The 878-nt window shown below is 70.2% G+C and carries 1 protein-coding gene and 1 pseudogene; both read right to left on the bottom strand.

The features are described from left to right. Nucleotides 1-42 precede the first annotated feature (42 nt). Nucleotides 43-318, bottom strand: coding sequence for an SDR family oxidoreductase (locus ACY45C_RS14545; protein ID WP_462188142.1), 276 nt, complete (start codon nt 316-318; stop codon nt 43-45). Continuing rightward, nucleotides 307-561 (bottom strand): annotated as a pseudogene (locus tag ACY45C_RS14540) (alcohol dehydrogenase catalytic domain-containing protein); the annotation flags it as partial. The gene ACY45C_RS14545 and the pseudogene ACY45C_RS14540, both read right to left, overlap by 12 nt. Nucleotides 562-878 lie beyond the last annotated feature (317 nt).

Genomic DNA, 878 nt, shown 5'->3' with positions numbered 1-878 from the left:
ATCCGCACATCAGGCCCGCCAGCTCGAGCGGAAACCCGCCTTTCAGCGCATCACGAGACCACCGTCGATCACCACCGACTGCCCGGTCATGTAAGCGGAGTCCGGACCGGCCATATAGGACACGAAGGCGGCCACCTCCTCGGGTATCTGCCCGCGGCCGAGCGGGATCCCGGCGGCGTACTGCTCGAGCGCCTGCCCCTTGCCGAGGCCCAGGTGGCCGCCGAGCTTTTCGGCGATGTCCGCGCCGTCCGCCGCGAGGCGCAACGCGATCGCCCGGCCGATAGTGAACTCCGATAGTGAACTCCGCCATGCCGCCATGCCGCCGTCGGCCATCAGCCCGTGGAAGCCGATCTGGCGGCAGACGTTGTACCGGCCGGCCCGGCACGGCGGGCACTGCCCGCAGCGGTAGATCGGTTCGCCCGTGGCCCGGTCGCCCACGACGACCGAACCGACACCATCGCCCCTGTCGACCACGGTGCCGCCTAACTCGTGCCCCAGGACGAGGGGGATCGACAAGCCGGTCAGCGGACGCGGCTCGGTGGGGAAGAAGAGCGGGCCGGCGAGCTCGGGCCGGATGGCTCCGACCGGCTGTGGCTCCGACCGGCTAACTCGGGCCGGGTGGTTCCAACCGGGTGTGGCTCCGAGCGGGTAACTCCGACCGGGTGGTTCCGACCGGGTGTGGCCGCGGCCGCCACGGCCAGTCCGGCCTATTCCTACCATCCACCCGCGCGGATTCCCGTGCATCCGCCCACATCATCCGCCGTCGTCCCACCTATTAACCCGGCGGGCTCATCGGATAACCCCCGAGGCCGTTTACGCTGCCCGCCGTCAACCCGCTGACGTGCGGGTTCCCGCCTGCCTCCAGGAATTTCCTTCGC

It is taken from the genome of Frankia sp. CcWB2 (assembly GCF_977927585.1).
Note: the sequence above shows the minus strand (reverse complement) of the source record. Positions and strands in the feature narration are given on the sequence as shown.

Coding starts and splice junctions, on each gene's coding strand:
- ACY45C_RS14545 (WP_462188142.1), bottom strand. CDS start 318: ATGGCGGCATGGCGGAGTTCACTATCGGAGTTCACTATCGGCCGGGCG.